Annotated in this window: 9 protein-coding genes; 4 read left to right on the plus strand and 5 right to left on the minus strand. The window is 32.6% G+C overall.

Translation table 11 applies throughout. From position 1 onward, the window contains the following. Nucleotides 1-91: 91 nt before the first annotated feature. From AAHN03_RS03545 to nuoH, 4 genes are all read left to right on the plus strand, one after another. Complete coding sequence (locus tag AAHN03_RS03545; protein WP_341761579.1) at nucleotides 92-1,417, plus strand: MFS transporter; 1,326 nt, start codon at nucleotides 92-94, stop codon at nucleotides 1,415-1,417. Nucleotides 1,418-1,661: 244 nt separating this feature from the next. Next, entirely contained in the window at nucleotides 1,662-2,012 is a 351-nt protein-coding gene (locus AAHN03_RS03550) for a TrbC/VirB2 family protein (protein WP_341761580.1), read from the plus strand. Nucleotides 2,013-2,211: 199 nt separating this feature from the next. After that, nucleotides 2,212-4,272: an NADH-quinone oxidoreductase subunit NuoG gene (gene nuoG / locus AAHN03_RS03555; RefSeq protein ID WP_342279120.1), complete on the plus strand. Its 2,061-nt coding sequence runs from the start codon at nucleotides 2,212-2,214 to the stop codon at nucleotides 4,270-4,272. After that, a complete protein-coding gene (nuoH, locus tag AAHN03_RS03560; RefSeq protein WP_342279121.1) occupies nucleotides 4,269-5,300 on the plus strand; it encodes an NADH-quinone oxidoreductase subunit NuoH in 1,032 nt (343 codons plus the stop codon). Before nuoG ends, nuoH begins: the two co-directional genes overlap by 4 nt. 165 nt (nucleotides 5,301-5,465) lie before the next feature. On the opposite strand, the gene AAHN03_RS03565 is transcribed toward nuoH, so the two are convergent. From AAHN03_RS03565 to AAHN03_RS03585, 5 genes are all read right to left on the minus strand, one after another. Then, nucleotides 5,466-7,265, minus strand: coding sequence for a glycosyltransferase family 2 protein (locus tag AAHN03_RS03565; RefSeq protein ID WP_342279122.1), 1,800 nt, complete (start codon nucleotides 7,263-7,265; stop codon nucleotides 5,466-5,468). Beyond that, nucleotides 7,250-8,167 (minus strand): hypothetical protein, encoded by a 918-nt coding sequence (locus tag AAHN03_RS03570; RefSeq protein ID WP_342279123.1) that lies wholly within the window; start codon nucleotides 8,165-8,167, stop codon nucleotides 7,250-7,252. The genes AAHN03_RS03565 and AAHN03_RS03570 overlap by 16 nt, the downstream gene beginning before the upstream one ends. A 258-nt stretch (nucleotides 8,168-8,425) precedes the next feature. Then, complete coding sequence (locus AAHN03_RS03575) at nucleotides 8,426-11,632, minus strand: type IV secretion system protein (RefSeq protein WP_342279124.1); 3,207 nt, start codon at nucleotides 11,630-11,632, stop codon at nucleotides 8,426-8,428. 337 nt (nucleotides 11,633-11,969) lie between these two features. Further along, on the minus strand, nucleotides 11,970-14,684 hold the full coding sequence (locus AAHN03_RS03580; protein ID WP_342279125.1) for a type IV secretion system protein: 2,715 nt from the start codon (nucleotides 14,682-14,684) through the stop codon (nucleotides 11,970-11,972). Between the two features lie 23 nt (nucleotides 14,685-14,707). Then, nucleotides 14,708-17,644 carry a type IV secretion system protein gene (locus AAHN03_RS03585; protein ID WP_342279126.1) on the minus strand — a complete coding sequence of 979 codons (2,937 nt, stop codon included), beginning with the start codon at nucleotides 17,642-17,644 and terminating at the stop codon, nucleotides 14,708-14,710. Nucleotides 17,645-17,646 lie beyond the last annotated feature (2 nt).

A 17,646-nucleotide genomic window follows, 5' to 3' on the forward strand; every position in this document is an offset into this window, starting at 1 on the left:
TTATTACATTGATACTTGAGGTTAAGTAGACTCCAATTCTTTAAAGTAGCAGAATATATAAGCTCATTTTAACATTAAAGGAGAAAAATAAATGATAAAGTATCCGCATGAACAGAGAAGTCTAACTAGAGAACAGAAAGAAGCAGTGGGCTTACTTTCAATTGGTACATTTTTAGAATATTTTGACTTGATGTTATATGTTCATATGGCAGCATTTCTTAATGAGTTGTTTTTTGAACCTGCTGATTCTCACTTCACTTCTTTAATGATGTCTTTTGCCTTTTGTACTACCTTTGTTTTTCGGCCGGTTGGTGCCTTAATATTTGGTTGGTTGGGTGATAATATAGGACGCAAATCTACTGTTATAATTACAACTTTTATGATGGCTGTATCATGTTTTGTCATGGCTAATCTTCCTACCTATGCTCAAATAGGAGTAGCTGCTACTTGGATAATAACAATTTGCCGTATTGTTCAAGGCATGACATCTATGGGGGAGATAGTAGGGGCAGGACTTTATTTAACCGAAACAATTAACCCACCAATCCAGTATGTAAGTGTGACATTGGTAGGTCTATCTGCTGTCTTAGGAAGTATGGGTGCTTTAGGAATTGCCTCACTTGTTACTTCCTATGGTTTTAACTGGCGTCTAGCATTTTGGATAGGTGCAATAGTGGCATTGATTGGTTTTGCTGCTAAAACAACATTGCGGGAAACACCTGAATTTGCTAATGCAAAACTTATACTAAAAAAGAAATATGAGAAAGCTAATATTGATATAAAAGCATTATATAATGATCCAGTCGTTAATGAAAAAATTAATAAAAAAACAATAATAGCGTTCCTTTTATTAGAATGTTCTACACCGGTATGTTTTTATTTTATCTATCTGCATTGTGGTACTATTCTCAAGACTGATTTTGGTTATACATCAATTGAGGTTATTCATCATAATTTTATTGTCTCTGTATTAGAGTTCTTAATCTTATCAATATTATCTTATGTAAGTTACAGAGTATATCCATTATTAACCGCAAAAATTATACTTATTATATATTCTATTGTTATTTTATTTTGTCCATATTGGCTAAATAATCTTCATTTTCCGTTTGAGCTATTTCTCATTCAGATAGTCATTATTTTATTTAAGTACTGTCATACCTCTGCTGCTCCAATTTTTTATAAAAGCTTTCCTATATTTAAACGTTTTACCTGTGTTAGCGTGATATTTTCTGTATCTCGTGCTTTGATGTACGTTATTACTTCTTTTGGTTTCATTTATATTATTGACTATTTTGGCAATTGGGGGATATTGATTATTATGATTCCTACAATTATAGCTTTTGCCTACGGGCTATTGCATTTTGAGAAGTTAGAAAAAGACTCTGGAAGTTACCCACAAAAGAGAACTACATAGTGTAACCTCAATTTAATGTAAGACATCGGTTTAAAATCATAGTTGATGACATCCGAAAGTGCAGAGATAACATCGGGAGTATTAATTAAACTTGCAAAAATTGTGACTAAAACACCACGTAAACCTTTCTTTTCCAGCAATTATCCAATTAGATTACGATCACCCTATATTAATCCTTGAACTGTAAAAATGTACAGTATAGAATCATCCACATGTCTAAAATAATTCGTTAACGAGGTAAAATATGAATATTTGTAGGTCCTATTCTGAACAGTTTGATAGTGGTTTTGTGTGGCGTTTGCTGTTTATCCTTTGTAGCATTGCTCTAATTACTACAGCATCGGATGCTTTTGCTTCTACTGATCCAGTAGGTGATGTGTTGTGTAAGATGATCAAAACATTTCGTGGTAATACAGCTCGTGGTATAGCAATTATTGGTATAGTTGTTCTAGGGATTCAAACTCTTAGAGGTCAATTAAAATGGGAAGTTGCATTGGTTATTGTGACTGGTGTTATAATATTGTTTAAGGCTCCCGAAATTATAAACATGGTAGCTAGTACTGCTGATGCTACTACAGCATGTACGGGAACTTAAGTCGTCTCTTAGCTTCATCTTAGTGCGGAGATCTAAAAAATAGCCTCAAAAGTTATGATATACAGATCTCTGCTTTCATAGGGATAGCATCTTTTTTGTTAGTTAATATTGCAAAATTCTTGTAAAATTGGAAAATTTAGATTAGTGAGTAACATATAATGTGGTATAATTTCGACGTAATATAAAACTACATTATATAATGATAAAACTTACTATAGATGGTACTGAAGTTGAAGTAGAGGAAGGCACAACCGTATTTCGTGCCTGCAGTAAGCTTGGTATAGAAATCCCACATTTCTGTTTTCATGAACGTTTAAAGATTGCCGGTAACTGCCGTATGTGCTTGGTGGAGATGGAAAAATCTCCCAAGCCCATTGCTTCTTGTGCTATGCCTGCCTCCTCAGGTATGGTTATCCACACTAATACCATAGGTGTTAAAAAGGCTCGTGAAGGAGTGATGGAATTTCTATTGATTAATCACCCCCTAGATTGTCCTATTTGTGATCAAGGAGGTGAGTGTGATTTACAGGATCAAGCCTTTAAATATGGTAAAGCAAGTTCTAGATTTTTGGAGAATAAAAGAACGGTCAAAGATAAGTATATGGGACCTTTGATTAAGACCCATATGACTAGATGCATACAATGTACTAGATGTATAAGATTTGCCACTGATATTGCTGGAGTTGAGGAAATAGGAACTCTTTACAGGGGGGAGCATATGGAAGTAACCTCGTATCTTGAACGTAGTCTTGAATCGGAGTTATCAGGCAATATTATAGATATTTGCCCAGTCGGAGCATTAAATTCTAAGCCTTATTCTTTTAAAGCTCGTAGTTGGGAACTAACAAAGACTGAATCAATAGATGTATTGGATGCACAAGGTTGTAATATAAGGGTTGATAGTAGGGGATCTGAAGTAATGAGGATATTACCAAGGATTAATGACGATATCAAAGAAGAATGGATATCAGATAAAGCAAGATTTGCTTATGATGGTTTGAAATATCAAAGGTTAGATTCTCCATATATCAGGAAAAACGGTAAATTAGTCGAAGCCTCTTGGAATGATGCTATTGCATTAGTAGCACAAAAATTAGAGTCTCTTGCTGGTGATCAAGTCGGTGATCAGATTGCAGCAATAGCTGGAACGCTAGTATGCACCGAATCAATGTTTTTATTGAAAACATTATTACAGAAACTTGGATGTAACAATTTTGACAGTAACCAGTTTAATTATAAAATAGACCAATCTAGTAGGGGGAACTATCTATTTAACACAACAATTTCTAGACTTAAAGAAGCTGATCTAGCTTTGTTAATTGGTGCAAATATTAGACAAGTAGCTCCTGTCCTGAATGCTCGTATTGGCATATTGCAAAGAGAGGGAAAGCTAAAAGTAGCTCGAATTGGCAATATTACTAACCAAACTTATTATATAAATGAATTAGGGGCTAGCCCTGACATAATTAAGGCAATAATATCAGAGGAACATCAGTTTGCTAAGGAATTAGAACATGCAAAAAATCCAGTTATAATTATTGGTGATGGTGTATATTCTCGGGATGATGGTTATGCTATTTTGGCACTCATTCACCAAATGGTTGATAAATATAAGATAGTTAGAGATGATTGGAATGGTTTTAATATATTGCATAATCATGCGTCAATGGTCGGTAGTTTAGATATAGGCTTTAGTCCTAAAAACGGTGGTAATGGAGTTTTTGAAATTTTACAAAAGGCAGAAAGGGGTGAGATTAAGTTTGTATATTTACTAGGCAGTGATGAAATTGATATGAACAAAATAAAATCATCTTTTGTAGTATATCAAGGACATCACGGTGATAATGGAGCAAATGTAGCAGATGTAATCTTTCCTGCTAGTAGCTATACAGAAAAAGATGCCACTTACGTAAATTTTGAAGGAAGACCTCAATATGGTAAAGCCGCAACTCATCCAGTAGGACAAGCAAAAGAAGATTGGGTTATTATAAAGAATTTAGCTAATAGTTTAGGGCTAAATCTTGGCATGAATAATTTAGATGAAATAAGAACTAGGTTGGCTGCAGAATTCCCGGTATTTGCCAATATTTCTGAGATAACGAGCTGTGATTTTATAAAATTTACCTCCCTCGATAATTTACTTAAATCTGATATAGTGACTAAACCTATAAATTACTATATGACAGACTCGATTAGTAGAGCATCTGTTACTATGGCAAAATGTGTAGAGTCAAAGCAAGAAAGGGACAAAGTTGCATGATATCGTTCTTTCAACAATATCTATTGCCGTTAATTATTGTGGCTTTGAAAGTTTTATCTATCACTATTCCTCTTTTGCTGTGCGTAGCTTACCTTACCTATGCTGAGCGAAGAGTAATAGGGCTAATGCAACTCCGAAAAGGTCCAAATGTAGTAGGACCTTTTGGGTTATTGCAACCAATTGCCGATGCAGTAAAACTATTATTTAAAGAAACAATTATACCAAACCAAGCTGATAAAATATTATTCACCCTAGCACCTATGATTACCCTCGTACTTAGTTTAATTGGTTGGGCGGTAATACCTTTTGATAAGAAACTTGTACTAGCCGACATAAATGTTGGTGTTTTGTATATTATGGCCATCTCATCGTTAGCTGTTTATGGTATAATCATAGCGGGCTGGGCAAGTAATTCGAAATATGCTTTCCTTGGGGCTGTTCGCTCGTCGGCTCAGATGATTTCATACGAAGTATCTATAGGGTTGGTGATTGTTACTGTACTTTTAACAACAGGTACTCTTAATCTTTCAGAAATCATAGAAAGACAAAGATTATTTCCTTGGTGGGTTGATTTGATGCTGTTACCTATGGCAGTAATATTCTTCATATCAGTACTTGTAGAAACGAATAGATTGCCTTTTGATTTATCAGAAGCTGAGTCTGAGCTAGTTGCTGGTTATAATGTTGAATATTCTTCCATGGGATTTGCATTATTTTTTCTTGGTGAGTACGCTAATATGATTTTAGCTAGCGGTATGACCACCACATTTTTCTTAGGTGGCTATTTGCCACCTTTTGGCATTAAAGTCTTAAATTTTGTGCCAGGTTTTATGTGGTTTGTACTAAAAACCGGGGTTTTATTATTTTGTTTTTTATGGATAAGAGCAACATTACCTAGATATCGTTACGACCAATTAATGCGTTTAGGTTGGAAAGTATTTTTACCTTTTACTTTATTTTGGGTGGTGTTAGTATCAAGCGTTCTAATGTTCACCAGTAATTTACCAAACCATACTCTTCTGCTTTAAAGTATATACTGCTCGTAAATGAAGAGTTGGTAGACGATAGAGTCAAAATCAACAAGTGCTAGGAGTGTTCAAGCCGAGGAACGCAGCGTACATTAGTACGTGAGTACCGCAGGTCTTGGACAACGACAACGCAATTATTGATTTTCTATCTGAGTATACCATGATTTATTCAAGGTCTAGAGTACTAATCCCATGCTGAGTTTTATCCCATTTGAAGGGCATGAAAATAATCTCCCAAATCGCCTTATAACTTGCTATCGTATGTAGTAGAAAATACAGAGGCCACACAAACAAGGCAGCAATATCTAATATTCGAAAATTAGTTATTTTTCCTTTTTTAATCAGTAAAATAAAAAAAGCACTTCCGTAAAGGTATGAAAAAGCAAAAAAACTGTTAATTATCCATAAATAATTAATTATGGCGAATGTATTAATTTTAATAGTTAGCATTAGAAATGGCAAACAACAAAAACCATAAGAAGAAAAACCAATAAAAATGAAAATAGTAGTTATTTGATAAAATTTAAACCTTTTATATTTGTCTTTTTGGGCAAGAAATACCAAAAATGTTTGGATAAATCCTTTTATCCAACGAGATCTTTGATTTATCCAACTTATAATATCTCTAGGTGATTCCTCTAAAGTATAAGAATCTATCATATGAACTTTATAACCAAAAGAATATAATCTAATTCCTAAATCAGCATCCTCAGTAACATTATAAGCGTCCCAAAACCCTATTTTTTGTAAGGCGTCAACCTTAAAATGATTGCTAGTTCCTCCAAGAGTTACTGGTAAGTCCATCAAGCTTAAACCTTTCAGAAGATATTTAAACCATAAACAATATTCTATGCTAAAAAGTTTAGTGAGTAAATTTTCATTCTCATTATAGAAGTTAAGTTTAGCCTGCAAACAAACATATTCTTTCGGTAATTCATCAAAGGCTATTACTGCTTTAAGGAGTTGATCAGTATCAGGTCTATCTTCTGCATCATATATTACTACATACTTTCCTCTGCAATATTGCATGGCATAATTAAGGGCTTTAGGTTTAGTCCTAGGTAAACTAAAAGGTACTTTAAGCAAATGTATATAAGAAGGTAATTCATATAGGATATTTTCCTTGATCATCAAATAATCATCTGCTTCAATAATGATTTTGACATCTAATTTATGTTTAGGATAATTAATATTAGCGACATAACTAATAATTGACTTTAGCTTGCCTGATTCTTTATATAATGGAAGTAAAATAGTGTAAATAGGTAGAGAATCATTTTTTAAAATGGAGATATCACTACTTTTAAACGCTGTATTTTGTACAATTACAGCTTGGTTAAATAACATAATTTTTAAAATATTTTGTGAAAAATAGCAAATAATGTTAATCACATGAAAAATATGTTTAAAATTAAATAATATTCCAAAATATATCACAAAAAATATGATAATTGACTTAGTGTAATTGATATTTTTTGCTACCATGTATACTGAGATAAATTCAAGAAAATATTTGGATTTGATTATATTCAAATGGCTAAAATTTTGTTCAAGTAGCTGATAGAAGTCATTCTTTTTGACCAAATTAATTTGTACATTATAATGTATTGTTGATAACTTCCTTAAATAAGCTAGGTCATTTATAGCAAGCACTTTATTGCTTTTATCGTTTTCATAAATGAAATAACCATTTTCTACATATTGATCAATTTTTGCATAATCACAAATCTTAACCTGTGTTTCTTGCACATTCAATAGAGGCAATAATTTATTTTTATACAAAATATCTATAACCATCTCATTATTAATAATTCCTTCTGCAATTATCACATTAAAAAAATCATTCTCACCAGTACTCTCAATTAATTTGAACTTAACATGAGATATTTGTAAATCCGTAAATAGTTGTTCTTTTAGTAGAATATCTAAAAATTCTCTATTAATATTTTTTATACATCCATCCATATTGAAAATATTACTCCTGATATTTTATAATGTTTATTAATTAGGCTTTTATCACAAAAATACCCTATTTGTGTTGTTAGGCTATTCTTCTTTAGATTACCAAATTTAATCTTTTTTGCAACTGAAAATTGCTTATATAAAGTTCTATTATAAATAGAACCGTAATTTCTCCTAGTATAATATTTGGTAAAGTCTACTAACATAATGCCATTTTGAAATTCAATACCTTCAGATATTGAAAAACTATAATGACTTCTTCTTGTATATGAGTTATTTAGGGCTTGCCCAAAACTAAAAACACTTTCAGCAAATACCGAAACTGTACGAATTTTTTTGGAAAATGCTGATAGCAATAATAATTCATAAGAAAATTGCTGTTGGCAACCATCTTTGGTCATGTATATTCTTGGCTGAACTGAAACTATCTTATTAGTGTTCTGAAAGAGCTTAATTTTATAAAATATACCAATTTCTTTATCATTAGACAGGTAGTTCATGTCATTACTTCCCTGGAATTTATTTTCTTTATAAAGTAATTGAATTCCCAAATTTTGGTTTTTATTAATTCCATATTCGATAGCAAAGATTCGCATTAATTCGTCTTGGTATGAGGATATTTCTCTAGATCTACGCTCTAAAAATTGAATTTGCCTAAATAACTTATTATAAAGAGCCGATGAATTATTAACCAACTTAATACGATCTTTTAAATATGCCAATTTACACTGAATTTGTAGAAAAAGATTGGCTCTTACTTGTTTAATGTTTTTAGAATTTTTATCAATATTGCTAGCAGTAACCGTATATTTGTACTTGCCTGAGTCAATTAACCAAGCTGATGCATAAATCTTATTTGTTACAGAAATTATAAACAGGAGTATAAATATGGTTGTTGTTTTCACCCAAATAACAATTAATAGTTTAAATTTACTAAAATACAACTATTATAAATTTAATAAATAGATATTTTAATAAATTTTCAAAAGTCTATTAGTACCTAAAAAATATATGCTATACTTAATGCTACAATTGTAGTGCTAACGTCAAAACTATGGAGCTACGGCGGGGATCTAAAAAAATCTCCTAAAGGAGGAGGTGTTTATATATTTAACCCCTGCGGGGTGACATAGTAGTGATTGGTAAGGGGTAATAGACTATTGTTAATCATTTTTTTCATGTTTAGGCATTCTAGTACCTAAGCGATATTGATTAATTCCATCAATGTGAGATATAACTTCTTTCTTAATAAGTTCTTTTCTTTCTTCTATTTTCTTTAGTACTGCTTTACTATACTCTAAAGATTGATTATCCCCATTAGCTTCAGCTTTCTCACGCATAATTTCATAATGTTCTTGTCTGCGTGCATATTTATCGTTATCTATTAGTGTCTGCTCAATTCTATAAGCACTGTCAATCATATTACGAGTTTGAGTATCCGTTGCTTTTTCTCGCATGAATCGCTCGCCCATCAAAACGGGATTCTTCCCGTCATCACCTTCACCTTTAGCTAAAGCATCATATATCTCAAAGGCAAGTTTTTTGTTAGATAGTTCTGCATAATATGCAATATCTGCTGTTCTACCCTGTAATTCAAGCTTGGCTAGATATTCAGGAGATGAAATATCTTCCTGAACAGCAATGGTTTCTTTATTGATTTTAGTTAGAAGTTCTTGATGTTCCAAAGATCTTTGCTGATCCTTAAGTGATTCACTATGTGTTCTAAGTCTTGAATCATTATAATTAAAATCTTCCCACTCTGCCCCAGTTAAGTTACCCTCAAAAGCATCCCGTAAATCTTTACCAACAATAGCAGTAAGTGCCTCTCGTTTTAATCCTTCATAACCAGCATATATTCTCTCTCTTATATTTTTACGCTTCTTATCACGTAGCTCTCTCTTTTCATCAACATGCCTATTCATCTCTTGCCAACTTTTGAGAGGTGCTATATTTTTACCAAATAACCCTATTCCCCTTGCTGACATTGCTTGATGTGTATCCACATAAGCTTGCTGGAAATCTTTGGTAAACTTTGCATCACTCGCTAATTCTCGTAAAGTTTTACCATCTTTAGTTTTCATTAAATCATCAAGCTCTTTCTGCTGATCTTTGTCAAGTTTTTTACCTTCTCCAAATTTAAGATCCGCTAAATAATCACGAAGTTCGGCATAACTATTACCCTTAAATTCTTTGTCCGTTCCATCCGGTTTGATTACTTTAATAACTTCACTAATACCCTTTTGGTAATCATCTTGAGCATGAACATTAACATCTGCATAATCTATACCATAAGTTCTTTTTACTTCATCTAAAACACTAGATTTTGGTGATTTCAGTGCTTCTCGTGCTACACCCTTCATCATTTTGTCTTCAAACCCTTCGGCAAAAAACATACTAGCTTTTTCGATAATGTGTTGATTCACCCTTTTCTTAGCAGCCTTTACAACATAATTTGCAGGTCTTTCTATTTGCTGTTGAATAGGGGCAAAAGCGGCTTGTCCAATTGCTTGTAAATTTGTTAGATTACCTGAGGTGCTAGATAAGAATTTAGCACTTGAAACAGCTATATCATTAAATTTACTTAGTAAATAAACACATACAAAAATTAACAATAATCCATCCAGCTGAACAAAGTGACCACTGAAAAAATTATCAATTCTTCTTACATCGTTGACTAGATCTAAAAATGGTAATTCAACATATCTTTCCTCGATACATTGATAAGCTAAACATAGTTTGCCATCAGGCGAGCCATCATCGATGCGATGATCAACAGGCACTAATATATTAGCTTTTGTTTTAGAAAATTTGCCAGCTTTCATTGGAGATGGAAACCACCAATAAAATATTGAGTCTCCAAGACTAGTGTCTAGATCTTCATTTATACTACCAAACAGTTCATTTATCGGTCCTAAATTTGGGAAGTCATACTTACATACTCCAAAACCAAGTGAAGAATATATTTCTGTTCTGATAATCATTGAAATAAAAGCAATACCAGTAAATAATATAATTGGTTGTAGTGCATAGGAAATCAGCTGTCTTAACCAGTTTTCAAACAATGAACGCGTGATACCAAATAACATAAAGCAAATGAATATTGGCGCCATTATGATAATCATCCCAACAGTTATCAGTGCTGTAAGATATATAATAGTAGCCTTAAATACCATCATGAAGATAAAATAAAGGGCTATCAAGAATAAAATTATATATATAAACCCTAAAGGATCGACAAATAGTAATGAAAATAATTTTGCCATAGTTTGCGGGGCTATCATTAAACCTATAATACTCCAAGATCCAGGTCCGGTAGCCGCTGTTTCTTTAATTATTCGTAATATTTCTTCTACCCCTTCCATAAAAAACACGAATAAGTAATCATGGAAAAATTGCCAGCTACTAGTTGAACTAAGTAACGTAGATACTATACTAACTTTTACTACTCTAATTATTAATTCAGTATGTGTGAGATTAACATTACCAATTAGGAAAGAAAATCCTGTAAACATAATATACAAAGTTAACAGAGCTGAAACAGATACACGATATCCTGGTGTTTTAATAATACCCTCGTAAATTGACCTAACTAGCCCATGATTCTCATCATCACCAAATAACTCAGCTTTTATTAAATTCGTTAAAAATTCAATAGGGTCAGGTCTAGTGTCAGTGACCCCAGATTTAATAACTACACGATACTGACCATTATTATCATCATAAAATTTATCTAAAATCTTAAAATATAATGGGCTAACTTCACCTTTACCTTCATATTGATAACTTATTCCTCCAGCTTTTACTAATTCCCCTCTTTTATTAAGATCATAAAGTTCATAACCAGCAAGAGGTTCACCAAGGTGGGCGGTAATGCCTTTTGGTGTACGCTGTGTATCCAAAGAGAGATTAGGATTTGTATCACGCTCAGCAATTAACATGTATAGCCCTACACCATTTTTAAATAAACATGGTGCGTTACTAATTTTGGCATCCTTACTCTTAGTACACATCCTGTCATCTATAAATTTGCATACTTGTAGTCTCTTACAAAATTCGGATAAAGTATTGGTATTTTTTTCTTGACCATACCACGCACTCCAAGCTGATAATTCTGTAGAGTTGTTTTTATCTCCTTTAGAATAATCCCAAGTTTTTACCAATATAGTGAGTGGTTGACCATTTACATTATATCCAGTATTGATCCAAGGAGCTGTTTGATTATCTTGTTGCCCGCTTAACTTTTCTTTTTTATATCTTGAAGAAATTACAAATTTTATAAAGCCAAAATCATCTGCATCAATGCACCTATCGCCAGTACACCCTGAAAGGCACAACATAGAAATTAATAAAATAGCAAAAATATTCTTCATTTATAGAAACCTAGGCTTAAATAACCTCAGTTCGATATAAGAATTATTAATTCTTATATCGAACTGGCTTTGTTATAAGGAAAAATGCACTCTTGAAGCGGCTGACGTGGGTGCATTTTAACTTTTTTTATCATTCAATATACGCGAATTCGGGATAAGAATTAACTAATTCTTATCCCGAATTGGGGTAATATGTGATTTTAATTATTAAAATCACATATTGAATGGAGTATTATATTTTAACAATCAGGTGGGCAGCCGCTTCAAACCTGATTGTTTCTATATATAATACTGAATTCGATGTAACTTGTTACATCGAATTCAGGTTAAATAGTAATTATTCCTTTTTATTAGATCCACCATCTGCTTCACCACCAGTGTCTGAATCATTTCTTGAGGCAAATATTTTGCCAGTATATTCTTTCTTGCCGTCAGGATCACTTTTCCTAGCTTTATAATTTTGATCTATAACCTTATCCTTAAATATCCTAGCTGGAGCAAAAGCTAAATCCTTGACTGGTCTTGCCACAGATTCCATATCCTGCATAATAGATTTTGTAGGATTATCAGGCCTTTGGAAATCACCCTCTTGTCTTGCAGGTGTTACGTTGGTCAATTGAGCAACTACTATAGTCACATAATCGACAAGTCCATAACACATTAGGCAATAAGCATAGAATAACAAGCTACTGGTAAATATTACCAAGAATGTACCAGTAGAATTTAATAAATCCTGTGCATTATTAATTTCCGTAACATCCGGTGCGAAGAAAGGTATCCTAGGTAAAAATGGTAATTTAAACGAGAAATTAATCGGTATGTTCATATGCGTTAGATCTAACCCTATCTCTATTGGGATGAACGTACTATCCCAACATGCTCTTACCACAATCTTTAAAAGTTGTTCAGACATCACCTGATCTATTAATAGAAAAAATATTAATAATATGGTTGGTTGCATCATATAACTAAATAAAGTAGATAACCAGTTATCGAAAATGCTTTTTGTCTTCTCAAATAGTACCAAAATTATGAATAATGGTGCTAAAGATATCATAATCGCAAGACCAATATAGGCTATAACGTAACCTATGATAACTTCCAAAATGGCTCTAAAATAAAGCGTCAGAGAATAAATAGTCATGATAGCAACAAGGGTAAGACCATTATGGATTTGGAGTAATTGTATAAATAAAAGCCCCCAAAATCTGCCATTGGTATATTTATCAAATATTGGATCAATAAAACCAAAAATGTTAGCTGTAGAACTAGTAAGCCCTACTACATTGGTCATTAGATAGTCAGTACCCTTAATAAAGGCATTAAATAAGTAATTATTGAAAAAGTTCCAACTATCATCTCCTATTAGGATAACTATCAAAGTTATTTTTATAATCCTCGTTAATAAGTCTTTGGCAGTTATTTGAATAGCACCCGCTAAAAAGGTTAAAGCATATATCATTACATAAAGAATCAATGCAGCTTTTATGATTCGGTGTAATGTTACATTTTTAGTTAGTTTAGTATAAAAATTCATAGTAAATTTATGAAACTCCTTGGTAATAGGTTTAACTGCTCCGTTATATACAATATCTGAGAACCAAGTACTCCCCATATAATTAGCATAATTTATCTTAATTTTTCCCATTACCTCTTTATTAGGATTCTTTACTCTAACCCATAAATAGCCATCTTTGTCAGCATCAGTTGCAAAATCTTGGTTGATTTGTGTACCCACTAGCGATGCAAGTGGTGTACCGCCATCTTTCATTATAATATATTCAACTTCTATGTCTTTTTGTTGTGCATCACTAATACTCTTATCACCATTACCTACTTCTACCATCATAATGTAGCGTCCAAAATGTAAAAAACTACTACTTAAGTCTACAACAGTAGAGTCATTAATATAAGAATTAAGTTTGTCAAGATCAGAAAATGTAGTCCAATCACTCATTAAAGGTTTGTCTAGGGAGGTAAACATGCCTTGGATTGACCAATCAGTTAAAAAATCTAAATCTCCAGCAATATCAGATTTATAATATAAGAAACTCTTTTTTAGAAATTTAGAATATACAAAACTTTCCGCTTCTCTCTTTATAATCTGGTTATTTACTAGTATCCTCATCCCTCTCCCTTGATCATAGAAGCACACTGGAGAGTTATCTTTATCATTAGCAAAATCAGGACAAGTTATAATAATCTGTTGTATAGAGCCTTGGGTTAACGGTTTACCAACTAATGCTAACTTATCTAACACCTTGTATTTCGTATTTGCTCCAGTATCCTGACACACTTTATCCCTTGATGAGGGGTCAATAGAATCACACAATTTTTCTGCAGTTGAATATAGTATTTTATTATCAAGGTTGCTATTTGTATAAAGTGACGGGACTCCTAATATATTATTGTCAAGCTCTGACTTTAAAAAATCTTCGTCAGTAGCTACACTAAAAAAATCTCCTGCTCCTGTGAGAGTTATATTTATTACATCACCTTTTTCTACCCAAATCTTCTGACGATTTTCAGCAAAATTAAAATAGTCTACATAATTCTGCATTTTGCTAAATGCCAAACTTATATAATCTTTAGTTGGATCAGTTGCCTTAAATTTAGGAAAATTAGTAGCTTCATATTTTTTAGTTAAGTAATTAAAAGTTTTAATAAATATTTGTGGTCTATTGAACCTTGGATCTATACGGTACATCACTCGGTATCTTCTTGGACTACTTACAGCTCCACTAGTACTCCAGTCAAACTTAATGGCTTTATCTTTTTTGACATAGTTACCAGTAGAATTCCATTCATTTGGTTTTGTAAGGTCTAAAGAAATGCTACCTTCTTGAAAACTATTGAATTTTGGTACTTCTAGACATGCTGAAAATAGAGCTGCAAGTCCACTTAAACTCGAACTCATCCAATCAAATTTAGCATCTTTCTCATTATCATCAGCTTTGACAGGATTACAGGCTAATAGGACTACTAAGGCAATAAACAGTTGCCCTTTAAGTAGAAAATCTACCAACAAAATTAGATACCTGAAATTTCTCATCCTATTCACTTCATTTTCAGTTATTACTTTGGATTCGCATTAGAAACACTTTCATTACCACTATCACTTTCAACACCACTTCTTGGATTCTGATCCTTATTATTACCATCACTATCCTTATCACTTTTTGACCTAGCTTTATTCCCTTTATCGATTGCTTTATTCCTATCTTTTAATCTACCGGCAGCTTCTTTCTTAATTGTATCTCTAGATGCCTGATCTAAACCAACCTTTTTTAAAGCTCCTTGTTCCATTGCCGATGACATTGCATGCCCCATAGATGTTGCAGAAGGTCCAGCGGTACTAGTCAACTTTGCCACCATTTTTCCAGAAAATTCAACATAACCATACATTCCATAAGCAATTATAATTAATGCAATATAATGTTGCATATTCAAACCCATCATGCCAGAACGATGATCCATTCCCCAAGGTACAAACCAATTGATACAAAAAATCTCTAAGTTAGAGAAAATCGCAGGAAGACTTGGGATAGCAGGGAATGGAACTTTTATAGGTAAAGCACATTTCCAACACACACTATAACCAGTTGCAAAATCCAAGTAAATTGTAAATAGCTGAGTAAGTATAATAATTCCTGCCATTAAAATTACTGGCTCTATCATATATCTAAAAGTAAACCTCACCCAATTATCAAATAAATATCTAGTGAAATCAAATAGCATAAACGTAAGAAACAATGGAGCTACACCAATTAATATAGCGATTGCCATAAATGCCATAATATAAACTGCCACGGCTCGAAGAGCGGTGATGATTACTATCATTGTAGCAATAAATACTATAACAAAATAAATCAATCCACTAAGACCCATAGAGATTAAAGAAAGCACTTGACCAGCAAAAGTTTTACTGAACAATATTTTACTCATTAATGCATCTAAGAACATGAAAGGATTTGTTATTTTATTCGTCGATGAAAACATGCTATAGCCACTCATATTGGAGATGATTCCATCTGAAAAATTAGTTACAAAATCAAATATATAATTATTGAAAAATTCAAAAGTACTTTCATTCATTAACCCACTAACTATAGCGATTTTTGCTATCCTAATTACCAAATCTTGTTGGTTGATTTTGACCATACCTAATAAAAACATTGCTCCGTATGACATAACGTAAAGAATTAGTACGGCTTTTATATAGTTAAAAAAGTTAGTACAAGTAGTAACTCCCCCACCATAGCAAGTCATGTTCTTAAAAATCATCACAGCTGCATTCTTGATTTTGCCTTTTAATAACTCAAATAAAGGGGTTAAAATATTTAAAGTAAAACTACCAACTTTTTCTGAGGTAAAGAATTGTACTTGGTATCTACCATAACTTTCTTTATAATCCTCTTTTTTATTGAGAATTCTCATCCATAGATATCCATTGCCACTTGTAGTAATCTTCGCATTACCTTCTGCATCATCCATACTAATATTATTGGCTGTATAGGATTTACTAGATGTGTTAGGATTTTCGTCATATGGTACTACTAAATATTGTATTTTACCACGATCAGCCACAACATCATCAAAACTCTCACCATTAGTTCTTCGACATTTGGTCTGCTTAATGTTTAAGACATAGCCACCAGTATTATTGGTATATTTGTCATCTTTTGACCATAAACGATATTGTAAATAGCTCTTTGATACACCAGCTAGAGTCTTGTTATAAATGATTTGATATTTAATATTAGCATCTTGACTACTATTTATTGGATCATAATCTTTGTTTCCAGCAATTATTTTAGCAAATTCATAGCCTGTCCCTAAAGATTTAGCATTAGTTGGGGTCTCACTATTATCCATTCTATATAATAAACCTGTTGGACCATCGGCGGAGTACCAAAAATATCTTTTATTTTGATATTCTCCTTCTATGTAAGCTTTATCTTTAATGCTATGATCAACGTCAGGACATCTACGAGATAAGCTACTAGAATTGTAAGAACATTCAGGATGAAAATTAGTAAATAACTTATTAGTATCGTCACTCCAAGGAGACGTAAAAAAACCATCCTCCTTATAAGGTTCTGGTGCCACCCCCATCACATTAGCCCAAAAAGGACCCTTATCACATATTGTTTTCCAATAACTTACTACATGCAATGGATCTATGGTACAAATAGTCGAGGGCAATTCCCAGTCATATGGCTTACTCCAACACACCTCGTGTGGATTAATATTAACACAATCATTCGGATTATTACAATTTGCCGGCCATTTGCAACCAGTGACATATTCCCCAAAATATATTGAATATCTACCACATAATGGGCTGTATTTTCTCTTGCCTTCTGAGCAATCTGCTGTCTCTATAAAATTTTTAAATTCACCATCTTGCTTAACAAGCTTAAAGATATTTTTTACACTAGCCATATTATTTGGCAAATTCGGCAATTTTTTGTGATCCGGTAAAATTGATACTATAACCTGATCATTAATAAACAATTCAGCTATATTTCGCCATTCATCAGTTTTAGCATCAAAAATTAAAGATAGTGGTTCTACATTAGTTTCTTCAATCCTAGGGATGGCAACCATGTTATTATTGGTATCTAGATCTGAAGATTGTTGAATATTATTTTTTGGAATATAAGCTCTACAAAGACTTATGTTGCCCTCTATTTTAAACTTAACATCCTGCTTATTTGTAACAGCTAGATTAGTATTTAACCATTCTCCATAATGTTTAGGATCATACTTAGTTTCAATTGAACCATCTAGTTTTGTTGTGGTAATAACAGTATAGTTTGCTGTTGCGTTAAGCATGATTGTATTAGTAATACGATCAGTACTACCTCCCTCTGCATCTTGATCATATCTAAGGAGGCAACCATTGGTAATTTTTACTGACCCTATCATCGCAAGTAATACCATAACAATGCTAACCACTAGAGCCACTATGCCTAATACCATTATGAGTTTTGATAAATTTCCTTTCATAC

The sequence above is a fragment of the Candidatus Tisiphia endosymbiont of Myopa tessellatipennis genome, assembly GCF_964031105.1.
GTDB lineage: Bacteria > Pseudomonadota > Alphaproteobacteria > Rickettsiales > Rickettsiaceae > Tisiphia.

Excerpts from the sequence above, each read along its gene's own strand:
- AAHN03_RS03565 (WP_342279122.1), bottom strand. The coding sequence starts at position 7,265 with ATGGATGGATGTATAAAAAATATTAATAGAGAATTTTTAGATATTCTA.
- AAHN03_RS03585 (WP_342279126.1), bottom strand. The coding sequence starts at position 17,644 with ATGAAAGGAAATTTATCAAAACTCATAATGGTATTAGGCATAGTGGCT.
- nuoG (WP_342279120.1), top strand. The coding sequence starts at position 2,212 with ATGATAAAACTTACTATAGATGGTACTGAAGTTGAAGTAGAGGAAGGC.
- AAHN03_RS03545 (WP_341761579.1), top strand. The coding sequence starts at position 92 with ATGATAAAGTATCCGCATGAACAGAGAAGTCTAACTAGAGAACAGAAA.
- AAHN03_RS03580 (WP_342279125.1), bottom strand. The coding sequence starts at position 14,684 with ATGAGAAATTTCAGGTATCTAATTTTGTTGGTAGATTTTCTACTTAAA.
- nuoH (WP_342279121.1), top strand. The coding sequence starts at position 4,269 with ATGATATCGTTCTTTCAACAATATCTATTGCCGTTAATTATTGTGGCT.
- AAHN03_RS03575 (WP_342279124.1), bottom strand. The coding sequence starts at position 11,632 with ATGAAGAATATTTTTGCTATTTTATTAATTTCTATGTTGTGCCTTTCA.
- AAHN03_RS03550 (WP_341761580.1), top strand. The coding sequence starts at position 1,662 with ATGAATATTTGTAGGTCCTATTCTGAACAGTTTGATAGTGGTTTTGTG.